21 protein-coding genes and 1 rRNA gene are annotated in these 22658 nt (G+C 70.0%); 4 read left to right on the top strand and 18 right to left on the bottom strand.

Annotated elements, in window-relative coordinates; all coding sequences use genetic code 11:
• The first annotated feature begins 60 nt into the window (after positions 1-60).
• Both rrf and OG520_RS18840 read left to right on the top strand, forming a co-directional pair.
• A 5S ribosomal RNA gene (rrf, locus tag OG520_RS18845) occupies positions 61-177 on the top strand.
• A gap of 209 nt (positions 178-386) precedes the next feature.
• Positions 387-947 carry a GNAT family N-acetyltransferase gene (locus OG520_RS18840; RefSeq protein WP_406013931.1) on the top strand — a complete coding sequence of 187 codons (561 nt, stop codon included), beginning with the start codon at positions 387-389 and terminating at the stop codon, positions 945-947.
• A 52-nt stretch (positions 948-999) separates the two neighbouring features.
• Here OG520_RS18840 and OG520_RS18835 read toward each other — a convergent pair whose 3' ends face one another.
• From OG520_RS18835 to OG520_RS18800, 8 genes are all read right to left on the bottom strand, one after another.
• Entirely contained in the window at positions 1000-2568 is a 1569-nt protein-coding gene (locus tag OG520_RS18835) for a type IV secretory system conjugative DNA transfer family protein (RefSeq protein ID WP_406013930.1), read from the bottom strand.
• A 1-nt stretch (position 2569) separates the two neighbouring features.
• Positions 2570-3988, bottom strand: a complete 1419-nt coding sequence (locus OG520_RS18830) for an ATP-binding protein (RefSeq protein WP_399337360.1) — start codon at positions 3986-3988, stop codon at positions 2570-2572.
• A gap of 92 nt (positions 3989-4080) precedes the next feature.
• Complete coding sequence (locus OG520_RS18825; RefSeq protein ID WP_399337362.1) at positions 4081-5631, bottom strand: SCO6880 family protein; 1551 nt, start codon at positions 5629-5631, stop codon at positions 4081-4083.
• Positions 5628-6989: a hypothetical protein gene (locus OG520_RS18820; protein WP_406013929.1), complete on the bottom strand. Its 1362-nt coding sequence runs from the start codon at positions 6987-6989 to the stop codon at positions 5628-5630. Before OG520_RS18820 ends, OG520_RS18825 begins: the two co-directional genes overlap by 4 nt.
• Positions 6979-7851 (bottom strand): hypothetical protein, encoded by an 873-nt coding sequence (locus OG520_RS18815; protein ID WP_406013928.1) that lies wholly within the window; start codon positions 7849-7851, stop codon positions 6979-6981. The genes OG520_RS18820 and OG520_RS18815 overlap by 11 nt, the downstream gene beginning before the upstream one ends.
• A gap of 178 nt (positions 7852-8029) precedes the next feature.
• Positions 8030-8338: a hypothetical protein gene (locus OG520_RS18810; RefSeq protein ID WP_018101695.1), complete on the bottom strand. Its 309-nt coding sequence runs from the start codon at positions 8336-8338 to the stop codon at positions 8030-8032.
• Positions 8339-8640: 302 nt separating this feature from the next.
• The gene (locus OG520_RS18805) at positions 8641-9267 is read right to left on the bottom strand and encodes a DUF402 domain-containing protein (RefSeq protein ID WP_399337368.1); all 627 of its coding nucleotides are present in this window, start codon (positions 9265-9267) and stop codon (positions 8641-8643) included.
• Between the two features lie 125 nt (positions 9268-9392).
• Positions 9393-9524 (bottom strand): hypothetical protein, encoded by a 132-nt coding sequence (locus tag OG520_RS18800; RefSeq protein WP_406013927.1) that lies wholly within the window; start codon positions 9522-9524, stop codon positions 9393-9395.
• A gap of 169 nt (positions 9525-9693) precedes the next feature.
• Between OG520_RS18800 and OG520_RS18795 the strand changes: the two genes are divergently transcribed.
• Positions 9694-13791, top strand: coding sequence for a hypothetical protein (locus OG520_RS18795; protein WP_406013926.1), 4098 nt, complete (start codon positions 9694-9696; stop codon positions 13789-13791).
• Between the two features lie 195 nt (positions 13792-13986).
• Here the strand turns inward: OG520_RS18795 and OG520_RS18790 are convergent, their stop codons facing one another.
• From OG520_RS18790 to OG520_RS18770, 5 genes are all read right to left on the bottom strand, one after another.
• The gene (locus OG520_RS18790) at positions 13987-14373 is read right to left on the bottom strand and encodes a hypothetical protein (RefSeq protein WP_406013925.1); all 387 of its coding nucleotides are present in this window, start codon (positions 14371-14373) and stop codon (positions 13987-13989) included.
• A gap of 308 nt (positions 14374-14681) precedes the next feature.
• On the bottom strand, positions 14682-14873 hold the full coding sequence (locus tag OG520_RS18785; protein WP_406013924.1) for a DUF397 domain-containing protein: 192 nt from the start codon (positions 14871-14873) through the stop codon (positions 14682-14684).
• 51 nt (positions 14874-14924) lie between these two features.
• Positions 14925-15182 (bottom strand): DUF397 domain-containing protein, encoded by a 258-nt coding sequence (locus tag OG520_RS18780; protein WP_406013923.1) that lies wholly within the window; start codon positions 15180-15182, stop codon positions 14925-14927.
• On the bottom strand, positions 15175-15366 hold the full coding sequence (locus OG520_RS18775; RefSeq protein ID WP_399334658.1) for a DUF397 domain-containing protein: 192 nt from the start codon (positions 15364-15366) through the stop codon (positions 15175-15177). Before OG520_RS18775 ends, OG520_RS18780 begins: the two co-directional genes overlap by 8 nt.
• An 11-nt stretch (positions 15367-15377) precedes the next feature.
• Positions 15378-16223 (bottom strand): helix-turn-helix domain-containing protein, encoded by an 846-nt coding sequence (locus OG520_RS18770; protein ID WP_406013922.1) that lies wholly within the window; start codon positions 16221-16223, stop codon positions 15378-15380.
• Between the two features lie 204 nt (positions 16224-16427).
• On the opposite strand from OG520_RS18770, the gene OG520_RS18765 reads away from it, so the two are divergent.
• Positions 16428-16862 carry an ATP-binding protein gene (locus tag OG520_RS18765; protein ID WP_399334654.1) on the top strand — a complete coding sequence of 145 codons (435 nt, stop codon included), beginning with the start codon at positions 16428-16430 and terminating at the stop codon, positions 16860-16862.
• A 472-nt stretch (positions 16863-17334) separates the two neighbouring features.
• Here the strand turns inward: OG520_RS18765 and OG520_RS18760 are convergent, their stop codons facing one another.
• The 5 genes from OG520_RS18760 to OG520_RS18740 all read right to left on the bottom strand — a co-directional run bounded on the left by OG520_RS18760 (position 17335) and on the right by OG520_RS18740 (position 22657).
• On the bottom strand, positions 17335-17805 hold the full coding sequence (locus tag OG520_RS18760; protein ID WP_406013921.1) for a hypothetical protein: 471 nt from the start codon (positions 17803-17805) through the stop codon (positions 17335-17337).
• A 421-nt stretch (positions 17806-18226) separates the two neighbouring features.
• Positions 18227-19459 (bottom strand): DUF4185 domain-containing protein, encoded by a 1233-nt coding sequence (locus OG520_RS18755; RefSeq protein ID WP_406013920.1) that lies wholly within the window; start codon positions 19457-19459, stop codon positions 18227-18229.
• Positions 19460-19613: 154 nt separating this feature from the next.
• On the bottom strand, positions 19614-20603 hold the full coding sequence (locus OG520_RS18750; protein WP_406013919.1) for an alpha/beta hydrolase: 990 nt from the start codon (positions 20601-20603) through the stop codon (positions 19614-19616).
• A 40-nt stretch (positions 20604-20643) separates the two neighbouring features.
• The gene (locus tag OG520_RS18745) at positions 20644-21651 is read right to left on the bottom strand and encodes a hypothetical protein (RefSeq protein ID WP_406013918.1); all 1008 of its coding nucleotides are present in this window, start codon (positions 21649-21651) and stop codon (positions 20644-20646) included.
• Positions 21652-21664: 13 nt separating this feature from the next.
• Positions 21665-22657: an LGFP repeat-containing protein gene (locus tag OG520_RS18740; RefSeq protein WP_406016517.1), complete on the bottom strand. Its 993-nt coding sequence runs from the start codon at positions 22655-22657 to the stop codon at positions 21665-21667.
• Position 22658 lies beyond the last annotated feature (1 nt).

Genomic DNA, 22658 nt, shown 5'->3' with positions numbered 1-22658 from the left:
GTGTTAGTTCTGAAATAACGAACGGCCGTGTTTTTCCGGTGTTGGTTAATTTCATAGTGTTTCGGTGGTCATTGCGTTAGGGAAACGCCCGGTTACATTCCGAACCCGGAAGCTAAGCCTTTCAGCGCCGATGGTACTGCAGGGGGGACCCTGTGGGAGAGTAGGACGCCGCCGAACTCCTTTTACGGGAAAGCCCCGTGCCCTTGTGGCACGGGGCTTTTCTGCGTTTACGCCGGGGTGACCAGGTGGGTTGTCGTACGCTCGTCCGCCGATCGTCGAGCGGCCCCGGGGCGGGACGTGGCGGTGCGCGTAGTACCGGGGTGCGACGTCACGCGGTGCGGGAAATGGTGTTTGCGCAGGTCGGGCGGCGGGGGCAGGATCAGCGGATGGAACATGTGATCCGATCCGTGCGCGCCGACGAATGGCCCCTGGTCAAGGAGCTGCGGTTGGCCGCTCTGCGGGATCCGGCCGCACCCATGGCGTTTCTGGAGACGTACGAGCAGGGCGCGGCCCACTCCGACGAGTTCTGGCAGGACCGGGCGCTCGGGGCGTCCGCGGCCGGGAGCGGTGACGTGCGGCAGTTCGTCGCCGTCGCGCCGGACGGGCGGTGGGACGGCGGTGTCTCCGTGCTGATCGAGCGGCCGGACGCGGAGGTGCGGTTCGGCGAGGCGGTCGACGTCCACCAGGCGCATCTGGTCGGCGTGTTCGTACGGCCCGGGGCGCGGGGCACGGGCCTGGCCGAGGAGCTTCTCCGGGCCGGGACGGACTGGGCCTGGTCGTGGGCGGAGCCGCGGATCGAGCGGGTGCGGCTGTATGTGCACGAGGACAACGCGCGGGCGGCGGCGTTCTACCGGCGGATCGGGTTCACGGCGACCGGGCGATCGGTGCCCGTGCCGGGCGACCCGTCCGTGCAGGAGCTGGAGTACGCGGTGGAGCGGGCGGTGTAGGCGGTTCGGTTCGTGATCGTCGGCGCTTCCCTGGTCGGCCCCGTTTCTCCTGTCAGCCTGAGGCGGTGAGTTCTTGGGTCCAGCGGGCGCGGGCCTGTTCCTGGGAGCGGAGGAGGGCCAGGGCCGGCAGTCCCATGGCCTGGCCGGTCGCCAGCAGCTCCGGGAGCCGGGGAAGAGGGGCCACCGCGGCGACGTCGTCGAGCACCAGCGTCATTGGTGGGTCGAGCCGACCGTCGGATGACCGTGCGGCCATGCGGCGGCCGTGCTCGACCACGTGTGAGGCGAGTGCCGTGAGCAGGGGCATTGCTCCTGGCCCTGAGCGGGGGTCCTCGATCGGTTCACCCACCACATAGAGGGTGCCCCCCTCGGCCGCGAAAGATTCCAGCGCGAGCGAATCGGCCCGGTTCGGCGTGCATGCCTCCCGGATGTGGACCGACGAGAGTGCGCCGAACGCCCGAACCGTCAACGCCTGTGCCATTTCACGGCGTTCGGGGTGGGCGGTCAGTGCCGACTCCAGCAGGCCGGCGAGTCCGGAGGCAGCTTTGGGGTGGGTACGGAGCAGGCGCACCGGCTCGTGGGCGCTGCCGCCCAGTGCCCAGCGGTGGACCTGGCGGAAGGGCCGACCGTCGATGGCGGCGGCATGCAGCCAGCACTGCAGGAGCGTTTCCGCGGTGTCCGCGGTCGCCGCGTCGATACGGGCCTGCGGTCGGACCGGGGCCAGGAGCGCGGTGGAGCGGGTGGCGGCGGTGTCGGGCTGTTCACAGCCCGCGGTGGGGGACCAGTGCAGACGGGCCGGGGTGTCGCAGAGGTGGCCCGGGTCGTAGACGAGAACCGGGCCGAGCTTGGCGCGGGCGTCCTTCGTCTCGGCCCACACGGTGGGGTCGGAGGTGACGACGAGCGCGGGGCCGGCGGCTTCGAGGATGGCCTGGACGACGGTGGGGCGGCGCGTCGCGGCCGGTCCGTAAACGACGAGGGGGGCGCTGGGGGAGGGAAGCGAGGAGACGACGGGGGCGGGGGCCTGGGTTTCGGGGCCGGTTTCAGGGCCGACTGCGGCTTGGGTTGGGGTTTTGGAGAGAAGGGTGGTCTCGGCCGGCGCGTGCTCCGTGGGGGCGGTGGGTGCCACAGGGGCAGGGGCGTGGATCGGGGCAGGGGTGGGGGCTTGTGGCTGGTGGTGGGGTTCCTGCTGGTGCCGGGACCGTACGGAATCGCCCTTGTACCCGCCCACGTCCGCGTACCGGTCGCTCCGCTGTCGCGCCCGTACCGCCCGCCAGCGGGCCACCACGCCCAGCACGAACACGGTCAGCACCAGCAGCACCATCAGCTCGCCGATGAACAGGCCCCAGAAGAGCCCGTACCCGGAGAACTCGCCCGCCGGGGTGTTCGGCCAGGCGGCCGGGAGGTCGTGCGGTGCGGTGACGAGCCGGCGCATCGCCAGGGGTGTCTCGGGGAGCGTGACCCCGTCCGGCCAGGCGCCGTGCGCGAACAGTCCGGACAGACCGGTGGCCGTCCACGCCAGCAGCGTCAGCCCGAGCAGGAAGGCCAGCAGGCCTATCAGCAGGCCGTCCGGAATGCCGCCGCTGCCCCCGCTGCCGCCGGTACGTTCCTCAGCGCGCCCCGCCATGTCATGCCACCGTTGACTCGGACGACTCGTTCAGCCGTTGCTGGTGTTCGATCCGTGCCGCGCGCTGCTCCGCCTCCAGGTCCGCGGCGCGTACGTCCTCGGGGAGGAGTTCGGTGGCGGAGGACTCGGTCATCGCGCGGTCGGTGAAGACCAGGGGGCGTTCCGCCTCGGTGATCAGGTGTTTGACCACCTGGACGTTGCCGTTGACGTCCCAGACGGCGATGCCGGGGGTGAGGGTCGGGATGATCTCGACCGCCCATCGGGGCAGGCCGAGCACGCGGCCCGTCGCTCTGGCCTCGTCGGCCTTCTGGGCGTAGATCGTGCGGGTCGAGGCCATCTTGAGGATCGCCGCGGCCTCGCGGGCCGCCGCTCCGTCGACGACGTCGCTGAGGTGGTGGACGACGGCCACGAACGACAGGCCGAGCCTGCGCCCGAACTTCAGCAGACGCTGGAAGAGCTGCGCCACGAAGGGCGAGTTGATGATGTGCCAGGCCTCTTCGACCAGGAAGATGCGCTTCTTGCGGTCGGGCCTGATCCAGGTGTGCTCCAGCCAGACGCCGACGATCGCCATCAGGATCGGCATCGCGATCGAGTTCCGGTCGATGTGCGAGAGGTCGAAGACGATCAGCGGGGCGTCGAGGTCGATGCCGGCGCTGGTCGGTCCGTCGAACATACCGCGCAGGTCACCGTCGACCAGCCGGTCCAGGACGAGGGCGACGTCCAGGCCCCAGGCCCGTACGTCGTCTATGTCGACGTTCATCGCCTCGGCGGACTCGGGCTCCGGGTGGCGGAGCTGGTCGACGATGTCGGTAAGGACCGGCTGCCGGTCGGTGATCGTCTCGTTGACGTACGCGTGGGCGACCTTCAGCGCGAAGCCGGACCGCTCGTCCAGGCCGTGCCCCATCGCGACCTCGATGATCGTACGGAGCAGGGCGAGCTGGCCGGTGGTGGTGATCGAGGGGTCGAGCGGGTTGAGCCGGATGCCGCCGTTGAGGGCGGCGGTCGGGTCGAGGCGGATCGGGGTGAGGCCGAGCTCCTGGGCGATGAGGTTCCACTCGCCGACGCCGTCCTCGCCCTGGGCGTCCAGGACGACGACCTGGCGGTCGCGGAAGCGGAGCTGGCGGAGCACGTATGTCTTCTCCAGCGCGGACTTGCCGTTGCCGGACTCGCCGAGCACCAGCCAGTGTGGGGCCGGCAGCTGCTGTCCGTACAGCTGGAAGGGGTCGTAGATGTAGCCCTTGCCGGAGTAGACCTCGCGGCCGATGATCACGCCGGAGTCGCCGAGGCCGGGGGCCGCGGTGGGCAGATAGACGGCCTGGGCCTGTCCCGTCGATGTGCGGACGGGCAGTCTGGTCGTCTCCACCTTCCCGAAGAGGAAGGCGGTGAAGGCGTCCGACAGCGCGGACAGCGGATCTCGCATGGCGTGACCGACCTCCCTTTCGGTTCTCTCGGTTCTCTCGGTTGCTGTGCGGTCTGGGGTGGTGCGCTGCGGTGCTGAGCTGCGCTGCGGGGCTAGCGGCGGATGCCGGTGGCGAACGGCAGGGTGTTCACGAAGGCGCGGTGGTGCTCGCGGTCGCACCATTCCAGCTTGAGATACGACTTGCCGGCCGAGGCCCGGATCGTCCGCTTGTCCCGGGCGAGGGCCTCCGGGGAGCGCGACGACACCGTGATGTACCCCACCAGGTTCACCCCGGCCGCGCCGCTCGCGAGATCTTCACCCCGCTGGTCGAGCCGGCCGTGTGCGGCGATGTCGCGCGGGTCGACGGTGCGGTTCATCTTGGCTTGACGGCTGGCTTCCGCCTCGTCGTTCGTCTTCTCGGTGAGCATCCGCTCGATGGCGACCTCGGTGGGTTCGAGGTCCATGCAGACCGCGACCGTACGGATCACATCGGGCGTGTGGACGAGGAGCGGGGCCAGGAAGTTGACGCCGACGGGGGTCATCGGCCACTCCTTCACCCAGGCCGTGGAGTGGCACCAGGGTGCGCGGGTGACCGACTCACGGGTCTTGGCCTGGAGGAACGTCGGCTCGACCGCGTCCAGTTCGGCCGGCCAGGCGTTGCGCCTGGTCATGGCCTGGATGTGGTCGATGGGGTGGTCGGGGTCGTACATCGAGTGCACGAGGGAGGCGAGCCGGCTCTGGCCGAGCGGCTGGCGGACCCGGATGTCGGCCTCGGCGAGGCGGGCGCAGATATCGGTGAGCTCGCGCGCCATGACGACGGCGAGGCCCGCGTCCCGGTCGAGCCTGCGACCGGCCTGGGGGCGGGCGGCGCGGGCCATGGCGTTGGCCTCGGCGGCCAGCTCGCGGGTGAAGTGCATGCAGGCCACGAGGTAGGCGCGGTGCTGTTCGCTGGAGGTGGAGACCATGGACTGGAGCTGGTCGTACGACTCCTGCAGCCAGCCCGGGGACGCCTTGTCGCCGCGCTGGGCGACGTCCTTGGCGTGCGCGTCGGGGTCGGCCGGCAGTGTGCGGGCGAGCATCTGAATGCGGGTCACGAAGCCGTCACCGTTGGCGACATGCTTCAGCAGCGTGCCGAAGCGGTCGACAAGCGCTTCCTGGTCCTCGCTGTCGCGCAGCCCGACGCCGGGGCCCTCGATCTCGATCGCGGCGGTGACGGTGCGGCGGTCGGCGTGCAGGAGCACGGCGATCTCGTCCGGGCCGAAGGGGGCGGCGAGCCAGTTGATCCGGCCGATTCCGGGGGGCGGTCCGATCTCGACCTCGCGCCCGTCGGCGCCGACCCCCGCCTCCATGGCGGCGGAACGATAGGTCGTACCGCGGCGCAGGGAGCGCTTGTAGCTGCGGTTGATCTCGAACCATTTGTAGAAGGTGCGGTGCTTGTACGGGAGGTACACGATCGCGAGGGCGAGGAGCGGGAAGCCCGTGAGCAGCACGATCCGCAGGGACAGGATCGGGACGATCAGCCCGCTCATCATGCCGAGGAACGCACCGACGATGATCAGGGCGATCTCGCCGGTCTCGCGGTTCTTGCCGACGATCGCGTTCGGCCGGGCCCGGCCGATGAGATACGTACGGCGGGGCGCGATCGTGTGGGACTGAGTCGTCAACGCCCTCCACCTCCCGTGCTGTTGTTACCTGAACTGCCTGATCCGCCACCTCGGTGGGAGCGGCTGCCGTGCGGGGTGCCGGAGGTCGGCCCCGATCCGCTGCGCGGCGGAGGTGCGGCGGAGGGGACAGATCCGCCGCCGACTCCGCCCCCGCCGGAGTTGCGGGAGCTGTGCGCGGCGACACCGCCGCTGATCGCGTTGGCGGGCCGGCCTCCGCCGCTGCCGCTGTCGCCGCTGTTCTGGCCGCTGCGGCTGCTGTGGGTCTTGATGCCCTGGGAGACCAGAGCGGCGGGGGAGCTGATCATCGCGGCGGCCTGGGAGCCGTCGGTGGCCTGCTTGCGGTTGGTGCGGGCGCCCTGGATCTCGTCGCCGAAGCCGGGGACGAACCGGTAGATCATGGCGGAGGCGAAGATCGCCAGCAGGATGATGGCGAGACCGGACACGACGGCGGAGATCGCGTTCGGCCCGTCGTTCTGGGAGAGCGCACCGGCCAGCCCGAGCACGATGGCGATGACCGGCTTCACCATGATCACCGCGATCATGATGCCTGCCCAGCGCCGGACGTGGCCCCACATGTTCTTGTCGACGAGCCCCGCGTAGACGACGGTGCCGAGCAGGGCGCCGACGTAGAGCAGGGCGGCCCGGATGACGAGCTCCAGCCAGAGGATGCCCGCGGCGAGGATCGACACGAGGGAGACGACGATCAGCATGATCGGTCCGCCGCCGATGTCGGAGCCCTTCTTGAGGGCTTCGGCGAACGACCCGAAGAAGACGTCGGTCTGCCCGCCCGAGGACGTGGCGATGACGTCGGTGACTCCGTCGGTCGCGGAGACGACCGTGTAGAGGATCAGCGGAGTGAACGCGGAGGCGAGGACCGTCAGCCACAGGAACCCGATGGCCTCGGAGATCGCGGTGGTCAGCGGCACCCCACGGATCGCCCGCTTGGCCACGGCGAGCAGCCACAGGACGAGCGTCAGGACGGTGGAGGCGGCGAAGACGATCGCGTACTGCTGGAGGAACTTGGTGTTCGTGAAGTCGACGTTGGCGGTGCCCTTCACGGCCTCGCTGAGCTTGCCGACGATCCACGCGGCGGCGTCGGCGCAGCCGCGGGCGAGGGAGGAGAGGGGGTCGAGGGAGTTGTCGAGGGTGGAGGGGGCGTTTGTTTTGGGGGCGCCGGCGTCGCCGTTTTCGCAGTAGTCCTTGGCTAGCCCGACGATGAGGTCGCACGCATTGTCACTCTTGCTGGGCGACGGAGAGGGGGCCGCGACGGCCTGCGAAGCCAGGAGGACGACCGTGGCTGGCAGACTGCCGAGGACTGTCAGAAGGGAGCGTGCCTTTGGGCGGTGGCTAACGGGCATAGGTGAAGCCTCCGTATCCCTGAACCGCACCAGCGATCTCATCCGCAGTTGATGCCCTGTTGTCGCCATTGACGGGCGTAGGGCCTTCCGTCTGGCTCGACGACTCGATTCGCCAGTCGCCCCCGACCCATTTGAGCTTCTCGGAGATGGTGAACCACGTCGCGGTGACCGGCTTGGTGGAGCCCTGTCCGGCCATTCCGACGAGACCCGTGCACCAGACTTCGATGGTGGCTGTGTCGCCGCTCTGCTCGACCACCTTCGTGCCGACCGGGATGGTCCGAGAAACGAAGGTCAGGCCACTGGGGGTGGTGCCGTCCTCGTTGAGACCGACGTTCTTGAGGAAGCCCGGCGAGTAGGCCTTTGTCAGGGCGGCCAGCAGGTCTTCAACGACGGCCGGGTCGTGCGTGGCCTGAACGATGCTCCGCCGAGTGTCTGTGTTGAACATCCCGTCAGAGCCCAGCGCCACCGCATAGTTGGACGCCGCGCTCTGCGCCCCCTGCTCGTCATGGGCGAACCCCGACGGGATCGAGCCGTTCTTCCCCGTCACAGGCTTCGTCCCCGTAGCCGCCGTGGACGAAGAATCCGGCTTGCTCCCACCGTTCCCCGAGCCGCCGTCGTTGCCGTTCCCGCCGCCTCCGCCCATGTTCGCGAACGCGATAGCCGCGATCAGGAGGACGACCACGCCGACCACCGTGACCAGGGAGCGGGATTTGCGGGCGGGCCGGCGGGGAGCGCCGTAGCTGTCGCCGCCCTCGCCGTCGGGGAGGCGGGTGCGGGTCTGGCGCGTACCGCCGATGGTGCTGTATCCATCGTCCGTACGGCCTGAGTCGTTGCCGTAGCCGTTGTCGTCGCCGAGGCTCATGCCGCGTACGCCCCCTCAACCGTTGCCTGAACCGGGTAGTACGACGGTAGCCGTGCGGGTTTCCGCGCGGACGCGGTGTGGTGACTCGACATCAGGGAGACGCAACCTCTGCCGGTGGGCACGACGGATGGATGGTGTGGGGGTGGGCGGACTGCCCCTGGCGTGGAATGACAGCCGGTCAGACGGCCATTCCGTAGACGATGGTGAACAGGGTTCCAAGGGATCCGATGATGAACACACCGGTCAAACCGGCAACGATCAGCCCCTTGCCCTGCTCCGCGCTGAACGTGTCGCGCAGTGCCGTCGCACCGATGCGCTGCTTCGCCGCACCCCAGACCGCGATGCCGAGGCAGAGCAGGATGGCGATGGCCATCACGACCTCGATCATTACGCGGGCCTCGTTGCCCAAGGTCCCGAACGGGCCCCAATTCGGGGCGATTCCGCCGATGATGGTGGTGATGTCGCCCTTTTCAGCTGCCAGGATCATGTAAGTCACCGCCCCTGTTGGGTAGTTCATTGCCCCTGCCACACGGCACGGGTCGCTCTCTATCTTCGCTGATGAAACGGCTCTCGTACGACGGCTTGACAGCTCTCTTTACCCGGATCTCGCACATTTGGCCGGTCCGGCTGTCCTGAGCTGCGGATCGAGATGGTGTGTGACCGAATATGTATGGTTACTCTGTGTATCACGGGGTGTGACCCCGGGCAATGATTGCCATCCCGCCACCCTGGCCGAGAATTTTGTGCTGCCCTGGTCAGCGCTCCGGGCCTGGTCGGAGCAGGCAGTGGTCAGAGCAGTGGATGGCGGGGAACGGGCGGCCGGGGCGGCGTGGTCCAGGTGGGCGGTGGCCGGAAATCGCACCAGGTGCCGTCGAAGGGAAACGTTCCGGCCTCGGCGAGCCGGGCAACCGAGGCACCCTCGTCCCGGATCGCGGACGCCTCGTCGGCCGTCCAGTAGACGGGGTGGCCGGTTTTCTCGGCGAAGGACCTCTCGTCCTTCCACTTCCAGGTCCGGTCCGGCGCCACGTTGATGTCGAGTTCGTGATCGGTGATGTCGATGTCGTCACCGTGATGGATCCGGCGCTCCAGATTTACGTACCAGCCACGGAACTTCCGTCCACGCCCGAAGAGCCAGAGCACCGAGTGGGCGGCGTCGGTCGGCTGGTAGAAGAGCGCGTTGCCCATCGGCCAGCGGCCGGCGACCACCGGGTAGCCGCCGGGCGGGCGGTCGTCCGGGGCGATGTCCCGCAGATGTGCCCCGCGCGGAAGCTTCGTACGCCACATCGGTGTGCCGCTCTCCATCCACACCAGTTGGCCCGCTTCGGTGCACTCGACGAGGCGTACGGGCACCGACGCACTCAGGTGGCCGCCGATGAAGAAGTTCCAGCGGAGGATCCTGCCCGGCTCGTCGTTCATGCCGTTGATCATGCCCGCGCCGCGCCGACCGAACACGTTGTCCGATCACCTGACCTGGAACCCCTGCCCCGGAGTCACCGGAGCCGGTCACCTGAGCCGCATCCGGGCGCTCGCGCGTGTGTGCCTCAGTCGGCGACGATGCCCCGGGCGGCGAGGGCCTCGGCCTTGAACGGGACGCCCAGTCCGCAGTTGCGGGCGCCCACGATCCGCCGCAGGTTCGGCAGCAGGTCGAGGTCGTTGAGGGGGCTTCTGGCCAAGCTCCTATCAGGTCATGTTCCGCCCGGCCGGAGTCATGAGAACAGGTTCCGGCGGCCGGACAGAACAACGCGAAGACAGCCCAGCAGGGCGTCAGTCAGTGCCCGAGCCACGACCACCGGAACCCGAGTATCACTATCAATGTCAGTGCCGCCTGCCAGACTCGTACACATGACCAGCAGCACCGGAACTCCCGTTCCGCTCCCGGCCAATCACCACATCTCCGAGACGTACGTCGACTGGGCGCGCGCCCGGGTTCCCGGCGCCGAGGCCGGTGCCCATGATGTGCTGGCGCAGGCGGACCGTGGCCGGCACAGGGCCTGGGAGAAGCCCGGACGGTTCGTGGACGAGGCGGGGCGCCTGGCCCGGAGTCTGCCGGCTGCCCATCTGCCGTGGTTCTGGGACACCATCGGGCACTGGATGCTGGAGACGCACCGCCGTTCCGCCGCCCGCGCGTACGCGAACGCGCGCGCTGCGGAGCGCACCCACGGGCTGCCGGTCGACCCCGACTGGCGGTGGGCGAACCTTCAGCTGTTCGCCCGGTTCGGCGCGCTTCCCGCCACCGAGCTCGGCGGCGCCCCGGCCTGGCTGGCCGAGGTGTTCGAACCGGGCGACGCGCACCGCGAGTTCGTGCGGCTGCTGGCCGTCTGGGCGGCGTCGCCGGGCGAGCTCCCCGCCGATCTGGCCCGCCGGGTGCGGGATTCCGCGCGCGCGGCCGGTCTCGGCGCCGAGGAGGAGGCGCGGGTGCTGGGTGGGGTGCTCGCGTCCGCCCGCGGAAAGGCCGTGCCGGACCGGCTGCTCGACGCGGCGCTCGGCCCGCTCGCCGCTCACCCGCCGGCCGACGACCGGGCCGCCGCCCTGCTCGATCTGTTCCCCGAGTCGAAGAACGACGCGGCCGCCTGGCTGCGGCTGCTCCTCGGCTGCGGGGTCGCGGACGCCGCCGCGGCCGGCCGGATCACCCCGGAGGGCGGCCTCGGCGAGTGGCTGCGGCGGTACGCCACCCAGTACTCCCACCGCACCGTCGCCGGTGGCGGGGTGACCCGCCAGGCCATGCCCGCCGAGCTGTTCGACCTCGTGGCCCGGTTCGCGCCGTTGCTGAAGGAGGACGGCACTCCGGTCCGGCTCCACGAGGACCGCTACCAGTGGCCGCATCTGGACGCCGACCTGCTCGACGTCTGCCTCGCCGAAGGGATTCCCGTCCACGACCCCGGCCCCACCATCTCCCTGGAGTTCTGGGACAAGGACGCGCAGCGCGACCTCAGGGCGCTCGCCGCCGACCCCGTGTTCGGCTCCCGGCTCGAAGGCACGGTGCACGCCGGGCTCCGGTCCCGGGGAGGCTCCGCCATCAGCCGACTGCCGCACAATCCGGGCATCGCGGCCGAGGTGCACGGCCGGATCGAGAAGCTGCTCGACAGGCTGCGCGGCGGCGGGCTCGCCGCCGCCGACGAGGCCGTCGAGGAGCTGCACGGCCTCCTCGACCGGCCCACCGCCATCGCCCTGGACGGCATCGAGGAGGCTCTCGACACGCTGGATCTCACCGGCCCGCTGGCCCGTGCCCTGCGTTCCGGTCTGCCCGAGGAGCTGGGCTGGACCGCCCTGGAGGAGGCCCTCGCCGAATTCCGGCCGGACGAGACGGTGCACACCACCTGCACCTGGCCGGTGCTCACCGTGTACGGGGAGACCCGCGCGTTCGCCGTCGACCACGCGGGCCGGCGCGGCGAGCACACCCTGGAGCTGCCGGAAGGCGCCGGCCATTCCACGGTGCACTGGGTCGGCGGCCAGTTCCTCGTCGCCTGGACGGGCTCGGGCGACGAGAACGGGACCAGTACGGCGTACTGGTCCGACAGCCCCGCCGACACGTTCGAGCCGGAACAGTCCTACGGGCTGCGCCCCTACGGCGGCAGCATCCAGGGCGGCCTCGGCTACCAGTTCCAGACCCCGGACGGCGGCGGCCGGTTCGACGGCGAGAACGTCCTGCGCCCCGGTGACACCACCGGCATCGGCCACCGCGACTACCAGATGTACGACGGCCGGGACTTCTGGAGCACCGCGGTGTTCAGCGAGGACCACGGCAGGGGATGGGCCCGCCTGGACCCCGCCACCGGTGTGCCCACCGCCGATCGCACCCTGCCCGACTTCCACCGCCCCGACACGTTCCCGGACGGCATCAGGCCCTTCCCCGACCACCGCATCCTCGCCGAACTGCCGCCCGGCGCCCCGCCGTCCCCGCTCGGCCAGGACGGCCGCCTCACCGGCTGCCGGGTCAACTACCGCACCCCGTACGCAGGCCCATCCCCCCGTGAGTTCGTGCTGGAGTCCACCGACGGCCGTACCGCGTCCTACCGCACCACTGTCTGGGGCCGCCGCCCGTGGGGCATCCTCGCCCTTCCGGCCGGTGGCGAGGACGCCGTCGTGGTCGGCAGCACCACCGTCCGCTGCCATGCCGCCGAGGACAACTCACTGCTCTGGCAGGTCCGGGGCTTCCCCGGCAGCCGCCACCGCGGACCCGTCCGGGCCACCCTCGGTGAGCAGGCCGGGCCCGTACCGCCGCCCGCCTTCTGGCACTTCCTCACCCCGCGCGACGAGCCCACCTCCCGCGCTCTGCGCGCGGTCACCGACGAGGCCGTCAGCGAGCTGCTGCGGTCCGGCGCCGAGGACGGACTGCCCGGGGTGACCGATCCCCGGATCCGGCAGGGTGTCGCCCACGCCGTCCGTCTCGCCGCCGATGTGCTGCGCCGCCGCCGGGAGCTGTCGCACCGCGTGGCGGTCATGCGCTCCGGACCGGTCGTCGAGCTGCCCGACCCGGTGCCCGACACCCGGCTCGTCCCGGCCCTGCACGGCCTGCTGGCCCGACTGCGGGCGTACGAGGAGCGGTCGCCGCAGCCACAGCCGGCCCTGCTCACCGCGGTCGCCGCCGACGGCCGGTATCTGCGCGGCGAGATCGACGACGAGGTGCGGGTGCTGGCCCTGCCCGCGCCTCCGCCCGAGTGGGCGGTGCTGACCGGCCGGACCGACGCCGTGGCCTGGCGGGCCACCGTCGCCGCCACCCCGGACGAGCACCGGCAGGCACTCACCGCGCTGCTCGACGTGTGGAGCCGCCAGCCGTTCGCGGAACGGGGCACCACCTGGCGCACCGGCCGCGCCCCCGAGCCCCGGACAGCCGAACTCCGCGCGTCCGGCACGCCGGTGGCCTCCGGCCCGGTCCGCAGCGACCTCGCCCCCTTCCTCCAACGGGCCGCCGACCCGGCGCCCGCCGGTGCCGAGGAGTGCGAGACCCGCACCGTCGCGGGTGACGACACCACCCGGCTCCCCCGCCTGCTCGCCCTGCTCGCCGAACGCGGCCCGCTGCCCGTGCCCGAGGAAGCCGTGGACCTGTTCCGGTGGCGTACGGGAGTGCCGCGCGCGATCGCCGCCCTGGTCCTCGACGGATTCGCCGGCAGCGACGACTACGCGGCACACCTGAAGCTGTGCCGCGCCAAGCCGTACAAGGCCGACCGGACCACGGTGTACGCATACGACGAGATGAGGGGGCGTCTCGGCCTCGCCGGCCTGCACGCCGTGCTCGCGTCCGCCGTCCCCGCCGACCCGGCGGACCTCTGGGCCCCTGGTGGCATGACCGCCGCCGCGGACCGGATGGCCGCCGAATGGTCCGAACGGCTCGCGGTCACCCCGTACGCCGACGACGGCAGTCATGCCGCCGCGCTGGCCAAGGACCGCGGCCTGCCCGAGACCTGGGCCACCGCCCTGCTCACCGGACGCCTGGAGGCAGCGCCGCTGGACGCCGACGGGATACGGGCCGCCGTCACCGCCCTCACCTGGGCGTTCACCGAGCGGCCGGTGGGCGACCCGGCGGCCGGGGGCGCCCGCGCCCTGCTCGCCCGGCTCACGGACGCCCCCGCCGACCTGCTCGCCGCCCTGCGCGCACTGGCCGACCGCTCGACGAGCACCCCGGTCCCACCGGGCCAGTACGAGGCCAACCCGCTCTTCAGCGTCCCGGCCCTGGTGGACGAGGCGGCGGCGTCCCTGGGAGTCAGCCGCGACGCGGCGGCCCTGCACCTCCAGCTGCACGCCTTCGACCGCCCGGCCGACCGCACCGTACGCCGCTGGAACACCTGGACCCTCGACCACCACCGCGCCGTCCGCAAGGAACTCACCGCCGCGAAGGCCCCGCGCCCCGCGCCGACAGCTCCGACCGCCGCCGTCCCACCGCCCGCGCACGAACGGTTCGCCCGCGGCTGGGCGGAAGCCGGTTCGTCCCCTCGGGCGTGAGGCCGAGGGCACCGGCCGGCGGCCGGTGCCCTCGCCGCCGGGTTCGGAGAAGTGGTCGAACTCGCCTGCCACGACCCTTGGCGAACGCCCCCATTTCGTCCGGGTGGTCGTGACGACGTCGGTGGGGTCGCCCGTCTCGGTGAGACTGACCGTCCCGGGGGTGGGGCGGCTACGGGTACGCAGGAGTTGCCCTGGTCAGGAAGACGGTGCTGACGGGTCCGTCGCGTTGCCTGCCGAGGCGCGAACTATGCGGAAGAGGAGCTTCGCGTAGAGGGACGTGACTGCCGCGACGAGGGTCGGCAGGACAGCCAGGGCGAGCACACCGAGAAGCACGGGCCACTGGCGCACGTCACTGCGGCAGGCACCGCCGTTCTCCTGAGCGGGGTGGAACAGCGGCGCTTGACACGAGGTGCCCCCGGCGTCGTAGGGAACGAGGAGCAGGAAGAGGAACCACACCCACATTCCGATGGTTACGAGCATCCATAGCATCGACCATTTTTCGATCCGGTCCGCATCCTGCCTGTACTGCTCTTGCAGGTCGCCGTGTAGCGAAGAGACGTGGGCCTGCTCATCCGTGGCCATTCTCGTACTCCAAATTCCAGGCATGGCGGCTGGTGCAGCCGATCTTCTTTGTCACACCGGGGGCGAAGTCCTCGATGAAGCACTGGAGTTTCCCGACCCCCGTCCGGGAATTCTCGACTCGATCTCCTTGAGACGGATGTCAAAGAGCATGAACTCTGCAGGGCTGCCGCACTTGGCGGTGACCAGCGCCTCATTGCTCCCGATGACAGCAGTACCTGGGAAGGCAACCTTCCGCCCAGGGGCCGGGTCCCTGCTCACCTTCGGGGGCGGCGCGGACCCGGGGCAGGTTGGCGGGGATGTCGGGGGCGTCAGCCATGGGTGCGGTCCTCCTTGATGGTGCGTAGGAGGGCGGCCCAGGCGGTGGGTGTGGTGTGGAGTATCGCTCCGGTGGGGTCGCCGGACTCGGTGAGGCTGACCGTGCCGGTTCTGGCTTTAGCCACGTGTATGCATGCCTCGCCCTGGGCGCAGTAGGACGACTTCTGCCAGACGTACGCGGACATCTCAGCTCCTTTCACAGGCCCTGGGCGGCCTTGTGGATCGCCGGGCCTCCGTCAGGCCGGTGCTGCTGTGCCCTGGTCGTCGTCCAGTTCGGCGAAGTGGTCGAACTCGCCTGCCATGACGCCCTTGGTGAAGGCCACCCATTTCGTCCGGGTGGTCGTGACGATGTTGGTGGGGTCGCCGGTCTCGCGGAGGTAGACGAAGTCGTCCGGACCGAAGGCGATCTCGATCCAGGGTCCGGGGCCCTCCGAGCCTTCGGGGGCGGCGCGGACCCAGGTCAGGTCGGCGGGGATGCCGGGGGCGTCAGCCATGGGTGCGGTCCTCCTTGATGGTGCATACGAGGGCGGCCCAGGCGGTGGGTGTGGTGTGGAGTATCGCTCCGGTGGGGTCGCCGGACTCGGTGAGGCTGACTGCGCCGGGGGCGGGCGCGGTTACGTGTACGCAGGAGTTGCCTTGGGCGCAGTAGGAGGACTTCTGCCATGCGGGAGAGGACATCTCGGTTTCCCTCATAGGTCGCGGACGATGTTGTGGATGAAGTCCCTGGAGCTGTCGTGGTCCAGCGCGGTTGCTTCCATGCGGCCGAGCAGTACACGGTACTTCGCCAACTGGGCCTCGGAGTCGAGGAAGACAGGACCGTGGGACTGGTCCAGATTTACGGTGTCGAGCTGCGGTACCGGACCCAGAAAGTAGTAGATCGACTGGCCGGACCCGGCGAAGGTCCCTGCGGAGAAGGGGATCACTTGAAGAGCGATGTGGTCCTGTTCGCCCATGTCGAGGAGATGCTGAAGCTGCTTGCGGGTCACCTCCGGCCCACCGAACTGCATGCGCAGCGCGGCCTCGTGGATGACGGCCTGATGCGGTGTCGGCGATTCCCGGAACAGCACGGCCTGCCGCTTGATGCGGAACGAGATGCGGTGCTCGATGTCGGGAGGTGACAGCTCGGGCACGTCCTGGCGGAAGACCTCGCGTGCGTACTCGGCGGTCTGGAGGAGGCCGGGAATGTGAACGGTCACGGCCGTCCGCAGCCGGTAGGCGTGGTGCTCGATCTCTGCCAGGTCGAGGAGCGGCGCGGGAAGGATCTCTCGGTACTCCTCCCACCATCCACGTGTGCGGTCGGAGGTCATGTTCCCGAGCGCGGTGACGATGTCCTCGTCGGTGCATGCGTAGTGGCAGGCCAGAGCGCGCACGCGCTCAGGGCTCACGCCTATGCGCCCCGCCTCCATGTTGCTGATCTGGTTCTGCTTGACGCCCAGGAGTTGACCGGCCCGGGTGGCGGTGAGGCCTGCGTGCTCGCGGAGTTTGCGCAGTTCAGAGCCAAAACGGAGTTGGCGACCCGTTGGGTTGGTTCTCACGGGCTTGCTCGCCTCCTTGAGCGGTTGGTCACCCACAAGGGTGTCAGTTTACGGATTCGCCGAGATTCGGTTAACGCATTAACCGCGAGTCGCTACCTTGGGTCTCAGGCCACCCGCCCGGAAGTACCCCGCTCGACGGAGCGGCCTCGTCACCGGGCAACCGGAAACCCGCGATCCAACTCCCTCCCGTGAACGGAGACTTCCATGGTCGGTTCCACGGTATCCCCGCCCTGGACATACACCCTCCAACTCCCGCAGGATCCCCGCGCCCCCGGCGTCGCCCGTGCCACCCTCCGCAACGTCCTGCGCGTGCACGGCATGCCCGAACTCACCGAGGTCGCGGAGCTGTTGGCGAGCGAGCTGGTCACCAACGCCTACCTGTACTCCTCGGGGCCGTACTCCCTTCGTCTGCGCGACGCCGGGCGCAGCCGCATCCGGCTGAGCGTCTGGGACACCGATCCGCACATCCCGGCCCCGTTCCGGTGGGGCGCCGAGACACCGGAGGAACTGGCCGAACGCGGGCGCGGGCTGTACCTCGTCACGCTCTACGCGGAGTCCTGGGGCGCGTACCCGATGCGCGGCGGACTGCCGGGACAGGGCGGGAAGCTGCTCTGGGCCGAGTGCGCCGTGAAGGGTTGAAGGAAGGGAAGGGAGGGGGTGGGAGGAATCTGCGTGAAATGCTCCTGGGCCGCCGGGGGTGCGACCGGGGAGCGTACGGCGACGCCCTCGCGGTTCCTGACGAGAAGGCTTGGTACCAAACGCCTGGCGCCAGGCGTACGACCTGCCGTCCCCGGCTACGTACGTGAACAAGGCGCTCGGTCACGGCGTGCGGCGGGCTGTCCGACCGCTGCTCGATCCACGGTTCGGTGCCGCTGCCCGCCGAGTGGCCGTCTCCTGGCCCGCCGCGCACTCGGTGGCCGGGACCCGGAGAGGGCCCATGACTCGGGGCGCCACCGTGGTGATCGGTGACGCCCCGACGTGCCTGCCGGACGGGCGTGGCCGTTGCGCCGGCGCCGCCCGGTCCCGATGATGCCGACGATCCGGCACACCACTTCGAGGGCTCAGGCCCAGCACCCGGGCTCTGCCCCGCGGGTCGGCCATCCGGCCCGGGTCAGCAGGGGCGCAGTGAATACACCGGAGCCCAGTCCGCCGTACCGGAGCTGTATGCCGTCGTGTTCCACAGCTCGTTGTCCGACTGCCCGTAGAACCGGGCGACCGTCCCCGCGGTCTGGTTGTTGATCCACGGGCCGGTGCCGTACCAGTTGGAGACGGACCACTTGCCGCAGGTGTAGTAGTTGAACACCGTGCCCCGCACGTCCATGCACAGGTACCCGTAGCGGCAGCTCAGCTTGAGGCCGGGCGTGGCCTTGCTTGCGGTGAACCCGTTGAAGTCCAGGGTCGTCGCGTTGATCTGACGGCCCTTGGCCGCGACGTCGGCGCCCATCACCGAGGCGACCGCGCTGCGTACTTCGGCCAGCCCGTTGTCCTGCGCCGCGGCTGACGAGCCCGTTATCCCCAGCACTGTGCCCGCCATCAGCACGCTCGCGGCCATGGCCGTGCCCATGCGTTTCATCGCATTCATCTGGTCGGTGCCCTCCCCCGTGTCCTGCCCGCCCGTGCGGGCGATGACTTGACTGCGAACAGCGGACCAGCTGTTCGGTCCGACGGCCAGACGGCGTATGGGAGCAGCGATGCACATACGCCAAAATGGCCAACTGTCGTGCGAATAAGCTGAGTTGGCGTTCATTGGTTCGATGTCGGGCCGTTCGGGGCCGGGTGGCTCGCGCCGTGTCCGTGCGCTGGCCTGCTCTTCGGTTTTGCTGTTGCACCGCGCCACGTTCGACCGGAAATCAGGGCGTCGGCCGGGTGTCGGAGGCTGGATGAGTCGTGTGGGTCGCGATCGGCGATCCGGCGACCCATGCGAAATGTCTCATTCCGGGCACATGGGGCTGGGAGGGGGTGGATCGAAAGCCGATTCCGTGCCTCTGTGCGGTGCGGGTGCGTCAGGGCTGGATGCCGTCGTACTGGAGGACGCGGTAGGGCGTCTTTCCGTGGTTCACCGACTGCCACTGCGAGGCGATCAGGGTCAGGGACGTGGCGCTCGCGCTGCCGGGGTGGATGTATCCGCCATAGAGGAACGGGAGTTGGGGCTTGCCCCAGTGGTGCGGCGGGAGGCCGTCGCCGACGATCTGGGGCTTGGGGGCGGTCCATACGGCGTCCGGGCGGGATGCGGTACGGGTACAGATCGAGTAGTCGTCCACGTCGAAGTAGCTCATGCAGTACGTGTTGCCGATCCGCTTGACGGAGAACTCCCCGATCTTGTTCCCGGATAGCATGATCGACGGTGCCGCCGCCGTCGTCCACTGCCAGCGGCCGTCCAGATAGGCCCAGTTCTCCTGGGCTCCGAAGTTGCCCGCACGGAACTCGTCCGGCCGGATGCGGAACAGCTGGATCGCGCCGCCGTCGGCGGTGTTCGCGTGTGTGCCGTTCCAGCGCTTGGAGAAGATGTACAGCCAGCCGTCGGGGTCGATGCCCGCGAACGACCACATCCCGTACATGGACTGGTTCGTCCCCTGGGTGTCGCCGGGCCAGTGGTACGGGTAGTCCTGCCAGGTCACGCCGTAGTCGTCCGAGTACGCGACGCCCGACATCAGCGAGCCGTCGTACCCGGCCGGGATGTTCTCCCACAGGGCCACCGACGTGTACTGGATGTAGGTGCGTCCGCCGAACTCGATGCAGTCGTTGGGAATGCGGGAGATCTCGAAACCGTGCCCGTTGTCCGCCCAGTGCGCGTAGGCGAAGCACTGGTCGGCGGCGCCGCCGGTGGGCATCGCCCAGGAGAACGAGATCGGGGTCTGGCCGGAGGCGTCGAAGCCGGCCTGGTTCAGGATCACCGGAGACCCCAGATACGGGTCGGCCTGGGCGATTCCGCCGAACGCGTCGCCGAACACGTAGCCCCAGGTGTTGTCGTGCTCCCGGTAGTACGGGATCGCCAGGTCGCCGGAGCCGAGACCCTGGGCGCTCGCCGAGTCGCCGGGCTGCTCGCACAGCGGCGTGCCGGTCTGGAGCAGTCGCGGAGCCGGTCGTCCGGCGGCGGTCGGGGCGGATCGGTCGCGAGCGGCTGCCACACCGGGGGCAGCGCCCAGCAGGCCGGCGCCCAGGGCGAAGCCCATGCCTGCCTTGAGCGCCGACCGGCGGGAGGCGTCTCGGCGCTCCGGCTGCGAGGGGGTGGACATGGTCGTTCCTCCGTGTGACTGAGGGGGTGTGGGGTGGGGCCCGGTACGGACCGGCGGGGGAGGAGAGAGCGCGACGTCGGGACCGGGTGTTCCGACCGGTCCCGACATCGTGGGTCGGCCTCGTTCGAGGCGTCGGGTCGTTCACGGCGCAGTGTCAGGCCTTACGGAGTCGGGCGATGACACCGTCGAGGTCGCGCTGGAACAGATCGGGGCGGACGAAGTGCCCGCCGGGCACCTCGTGCCACTCGTGCGGGATTCCCGCCGCGCCGAGCTGGTCCCGGAACTCCCGCTGTCCGGCGAGCACCTGGGTCTCGTTGACCGTGTCGAACCAGTTGACCGGGTCGGGACTCGTACCGGCGACCAGGAACACCCGCTTGTTGCGGTAGCTCTCGATGCGTTCGACCGGGTTGTCGGCAGTGACCCTGGCCTCGTCCCACAGCGGCGCCCCGTAGACCGTGCCGCCGCCCAGGTCCAGGGCCGCGGAGGACGCGTTGGCCCAGTGGGCGACCAGGCCGAAGTCGCGGCGCAGGCTGGCCGGGCCGGAATGGGCGCTCACCGAGGCGAAGTGGCCGTAGTACTTCGCCGCGTACTTCAGCGCGCCGAAGCCACCCATCGAGAACCCGGCGACCGCGCGGCCGTCGTACTCGGCGTACGTCCGGAAGTTCGCGTCGATCCACGGGAGCAGCTGGGCGATGTGGAAGGTCTCCCAGTTCCGGGGGCCGGTGTTGGAGCTGACCGGGTTGGAGTACCAGCCCGCGTGGCCGCCGTCGGGCATCACGACGATGACCGGCTTGCCCGCGGTCCAGTCGCGGATGCCCAGGTGGTCGAAGGTGATGAAGTCCTGGTCCGTTCCGCCGCCGTGGAACACGTAGAGGACCGGGTAGGTGCGGCCGCTGGTGGCGTAGTCGTCGGGGAGCAGGACGTTGACGCCGGGGTTCCAGCCGATCGCGTCGGTCTGGAACCGGTAGTACTTCATCCGGGGATCGTTCTCGTTGCGGTCCACGATGTGCAGCCCGAAGCCGTCACCGGCCGCGCTCGCCGCCGTGGCTGTGGCAAGGACGCCACCGGCGCCGAGCGCCAGTGCGGCGGAGAGGCCGCCCGCGGTCTTCAGGACGTTCCTGCGGGTGGGACGGTACTCGCTCAACACGACCTCCTGGTCGGAAGTGGCAGTGGGGATGGGATGGCTAGTTGTCGGTGATCCAGGTGCCGCGGTCGGCGTTCCAGTGGATGGTGGCCTTCTGGAACTTCTGGACTTTGCCGCCTGCTTCGTCTGTTTCGTCGGTGAGGGGGTAGCCGAGGGCGCTTTCGTGTCCGGCGGCGTGGAAGGCGTCGTAGATGGCGCCGTGGACGGTGTGTGCGCCGGTCTGGGGGGACCAGAGGAAGAGGCCGTGTTCGAAGAACTGGTAGCGGCCGCGGGTTCCGTCGGGTGCTTGTGCGGCGTCGGCTTCGTCCGTGGTGGGGAAGCCCCAGCGTCGTTCGGCGTCCGTGTCCCAGAACTTTGTCAGGATGTCCCCGTAGATCGCGTGGGCCTCATCGGGGTGCCAGAGGATGATCCCGTTCTGGAACTGCTGGAAACGTCCGCCGAGCGAGGAGTCGCGTTCACCCGTGATCGGCCGGCCGAGCGGGCCGCCGGGGCCGCCCGTGCTGTCGTACTTCGCCGCGATGGTGCCGTACGGAATCAGGTCGTCCAGGTTGTTGTAGCGGCGGGGTGTGAAGCCCCTGAGCCCGTCGGCCCACACCCGCTCCTCGGCGACGTGCCCGAAGTCGTACTCCTCGCGCACCACCGGCTGTGTGTGGGCCGGGTCCGCCCAGCGGAGGAACAGGGCCACGTGGTCCGTGCCGCCCGAGTCGCGCAGCAGGGCGTCGCCGGGCTGGAGGTCGTTCGCGGGGATGTCGAAGGTGACGTCCCACAGGGCCCAGGTGGTCAGGGACGTGCCGAGGTTCCAGGCCATCGACACATAGCCCGAGCAGTCCGGCCGGTAGCAGCCGAACTGGTTCTCGTGACAGCCGGTCTGGCTGTACGGCACCTGCTCGGCGATCCACGACCATGCGCGGTCCATCGCCTCGCCGCGCCCGATCGGCCCGCCCGGTTCGGACGCGCTCGCGGCGGGTGCGGTGGTGAACGTGACCGCGAGGGCCGCCAGGATCAGTGTCACCGCCCCGATCACACGCCGAACGATCAGCGATCTCATAGCCGTCTCCCGGTCAGTTGTCGGTGATCCAGGTGCCGCGGTCGGCGTTCCAGTGGATGGTGGCCTTCTGGAACTTCTGTGCCTTGCCGCCTGCTTCGTCTGTTTCGTCGGTGAGGGGGTAGCCGAGGGCGCTTTCGTGTCCGGCGGCGTGGAAGGCGTCGTAGATGGCGCCGTGGACGGTGTGTGCGCCGGTCTGGGGGGACCAGAGGAACAGGCCGTGTTCGAAGAACTGGTAGCGGCCGCGGGTTCCGTCGGGTGCTTGTGCGGCGTCGGCTTCGTCCGTGGTGGGGAAGCCCCAGCGTCGTTCGGCGTCCGTGTCCCAGAACTTCGTCAGGATGTCCCCGTAGACCGCGTAGGCCACATCCGGATGCCAGAGGACGATCCCGTTCTGGAAGAGCTGGAAACGTCCGCCGAGCGAGGAGTCCTCCTCGGCGCGGACCGGTGGGCCGAGCGGGCCGGCGGGGCCGCCCAGGCCGGCGTACTTCGCCCCGATCGTGCCGTACGGCTGGAACGCCTCGCCCATCAGCTCCCGGGCGTAGCCCTCCGCCTGGGGGTAGCGCTCCGGGTATCCGGAACGCTGGACGGCCTGGGCCAGCTCGCCCGCGGTATCCCAGTCGGGCTCCATCTGCTGGGCCACCTCGAAGAACTTGTTCGCCGCGAAGTCGACGTCGAGGCACTGGGCGGGTTCGCACCAGCCCATCGAGGGCCGCTGCTGGAACACACCGAGCGAATCCCGGTCCCCGCACGCCAGATTGTTCATGCGGGACTCGACCCAGCCCGTCTCGAAGCCGGCGAGCATCACCTTGTCGGACACGCCGCGGCGCTGCCCGACCTCGTACACCTTGCGGGTCACGGCGATGTCCCGGTCCGCCGGAATGTCGCAGTACAGCGCGGCCGGGCCGGTGTTCCCGAGGGGGCCCGGCACGTCGCGGGTGCCCTGGGCGAAGGCCGGGTTGCCGAGGCCGGTCACGGCCACCACGACCAGCAGGACCGCTGATCTCCACATC

The organism is Streptomyces sp. NBC_00984, assembly GCF_045162475.1.
GTDB lineage: Bacteria > Actinomycetota > Actinomycetes > Streptomycetales > Streptomycetaceae > Streptomyces.
The sequence above is the reverse complement of the archived record's forward strand: the minus strand, read 5'-3'. Positions and strand labels throughout refer to the sequence as shown.

Bases quoted from the DNA above. Each gene is read 5' to 3' on its own strand.
- OG520_RS18755 (WP_406013920.1), bottom strand. From the start codon at position 19,459: ATGTCCACCCCCTCGCAGCCGGAGCGCCGAGACGCCTCCCGCCGGTCG.
- OG520_RS18840 (WP_406013931.1), top strand. From the start codon at position 387: ATGGAACATGTGATCCGATCCGTGCGCGCCGACGAATGGCCCCTGGTC.
- OG520_RS18785 (WP_406013924.1), bottom strand. From the start codon at position 14,873: ATGTCCGCGTACGTCTGGCAGAAGTCGTCCTACTGCGCCCAGGGCGAG.
- OG520_RS18745 (WP_406013918.1), bottom strand. From the start codon at position 21,651: ATGAGATCGCTGATCGTTCGGCGTGTGATCGGGGCGGTGACACTGATC.
- OG520_RS18740 (WP_406016517.1), bottom strand. From the start codon at position 22,657: ATGTGGAGATCAGCGGTCCTGCTGGTCGTGGTGGCCGTGACCGGCCTC.
- OG520_RS18815 (WP_406013928.1), bottom strand. From the start codon at position 7,851: ATGAGCCTCGGCGACGACAACGGCTACGGCAACGACTCAGGCCGTACG.
- OG520_RS18805 (WP_399337368.1), bottom strand. From the start codon at position 9,267: ATGAACGACGAGCCGGGCAGGATCCTCCGCTGGAACTTCTTCATCGGC.
- OG520_RS18820 (WP_406013929.1), bottom strand. From the start codon at position 6,989: ATGCCCGTTAGCCACCGCCCAAAGGCACGCTCCCTTCTGACAGTCCTC.
- OG520_RS18835 (WP_406013930.1), bottom strand. From the start codon at position 2,568: ATGGCGGGGCGCGCTGAGGAACGTACCGGCGGCAGCGGGGGCAGCGGC.
- OG520_RS18795 (WP_406013926.1), top strand. From the start codon at position 9,694: ATGACCAGCAGCACCGGAACTCCCGTTCCGCTCCCGGCCAATCACCAC.
- OG520_RS18765 (WP_399334654.1), top strand. From the start codon at position 16,428: ATGGTCGGTTCCACGGTATCCCCGCCCTGGACATACACCCTCCAACTC.
- OG520_RS18775 (WP_399334658.1), bottom strand. From the start codon at position 15,366: ATGTCCTCTCCCGCATGGCAGAAGTCCTCCTACTGCGCCCAAGGCAAC.
- OG520_RS18830 (WP_399337360.1), bottom strand. From the start codon at position 3,988: ATGCGAGATCCGCTGTCCGCGCTGTCGGACGCCTTCACCGCCTTCCTC.
- OG520_RS18810 (WP_018101695.1), bottom strand. From the start codon at position 8,338: ATGATCCTGGCAGCTGAAAAGGGCGACATCACCACCATCATCGGCGGA.
- OG520_RS18760 (WP_406013921.1), bottom strand. From the start codon at position 17,805: ATGAATGCGATGAAACGCATGGGCACGGCCATGGCCGCGAGCGTGCTG.
- OG520_RS18790 (WP_406013925.1), bottom strand. From the start codon at position 14,373: ATGGCCACGGATGAGCAGGCCCACGTCTCTTCGCTACACGGCGACCTG.
- OG520_RS18780 (WP_406013923.1), bottom strand. From the start codon at position 15,182: ATGGCTGACGCCCCCGGCATCCCCGCCGACCTGACCTGGGTCCGCGCC.